A 1,592-nucleotide genomic window follows, 5' to 3' on the forward strand; every position below is an offset into this window, starting at 1 on the left:
GTCAATGGATTGGTCAGCAAGATATTCCCGATCCTTATCGTTTAAGTAAAGAAGCTTTTGATCATGCATACAAATTGATTGATCAAGCGGCGGAAGCTTGGGCGAAGAAGTTATAAGCTGAAATATTTATTAGATATTGCCATTAGAATGACAGAACCTTTGCGTTTGTCATCCTCTACAGAGAGTGAAACGAACGAGAGAGGGGATCTTCTAAAGCGTGTTGTAGCGTATTTTGAATATATAGAATTGCAGTACGTTGTTATGAGATTCCGGATAGTTCGTGCCTCACTTCCGGAATGACAGATCCCTTGAATTTGTCATCCCCTACAGAGAGTGAAACGAACGAGATAGGGGATCTTCTAAAGCGTGTTGTAGCGTATTTTGAATACATAGAGTTGCAGTACGTTGTTATGAGGTTCCGGATAGTTCGCTACTCGCTTCTGGAATGACAATATGTTTTATACCAAATTTAATTACCTTTTGGACCTTTATGAGCGCTACAAATAATCCCACGAGCCAAGCCTCAGACGAAATCGATCTGGGGAAACTGTTTGGTATTTTGGTCGATAATCGCTGGAATATCTTAATTATTACCGCCATTTTTGCGGTTATCGGCATTGCCTATGCCATGCTTGCTACCCCTATTTATAAAGCAGACGCGTTAATTCAAATTGAAGAAAAAAGCGGCGGAGCCAGTGCACTGTTAAATAGTGATATGGCCGATATGTTTGGTGGTGGTAAATCATCCTCAACAACAGAAACTGAGATCATCAAATCTCGTATGGTGCTAGGTAAAACCGTTGATAAGTTAAATCTAACTACGGTCGTAACGCCAGATTACATGCCAGTAATTGGTGCCGGGCTTGCGCGTTTACAGGGTGAGTCAATTGTTGCACATATCTCTCGTTTTATCGTACCAGACTATGTTGAGTTAAAATCGTTTACCCTAACGGTTGATAATGCCAAACAAGGTACTTACACCTTAACCGATAGCGAAGGTAAAGAAGTACTGAAAGGCAAAGTAGGTGAGTTAGCTGAGCAAGGTGATTACCGTCTGTTTGTAACTGACTTAAATGCGCACAATGGCGATAGTTTTACCGTAAGCAAAATTAGCCGTTTTGATGCAATTCAAAATCTACAACGCGACCTTGAGGTTTCAGAGCGTGGAAAACAAACAGGTATTCTTCAGCTATCATTAACAGGCCCTAATAAAGTAGAAATTACGGCTATCTTAAATGATATTAGCCAAAACTATTTTCTGCAGAACGTAGAGCGTAATTCTGCTGAAGCAGAAAATAGCTTAGCATTTTTAAAGCAACACCTGCCAGATATTAAATCTCAGTTGACGACCGCTGAAGATAAATTAAACCGTTATCGTCAAGCTAATGAATCGGTGGATTTAAACTTAGAAGCGAAAGCAGCGCTTGATACCATGGTAGGGGTGGAAGCGCAACTTAACGAACTAACGTTTAAAGAAAGTGATATTTCTCAGAAATTTACTAAAGAGCATCCTGCTTACATTTCACTGCTTGATAAGCGTAAGACATTGTTATCTGAAAAAGCGCGTTTAACTAAGCGTGTTGAGAAATTGC

At 40.0% G+C, this 1,592-nt stretch carries 1 protein-coding gene; it reads left to right on the forward strand.

The features are described 5' to 3' along the window. Window positions 1-490: 490 nt before the first annotated feature. Window positions 491-1,592, forward strand: a 1,102-nt coding sequence (locus I3255_RS14165; RefSeq protein WP_238039388.1) for a Wzz/FepE/Etk N-terminal domain-containing protein, incomplete at its 3' end; no start/stop codon positions are given.

The organism is Psychrobacter sp. Ps6 (genome assembly GCF_022129235.1).
Classification (GTDB): Bacteria; Pseudomonadota; Gammaproteobacteria; order Pseudomonadales; family Moraxellaceae; genus Psychrobacter.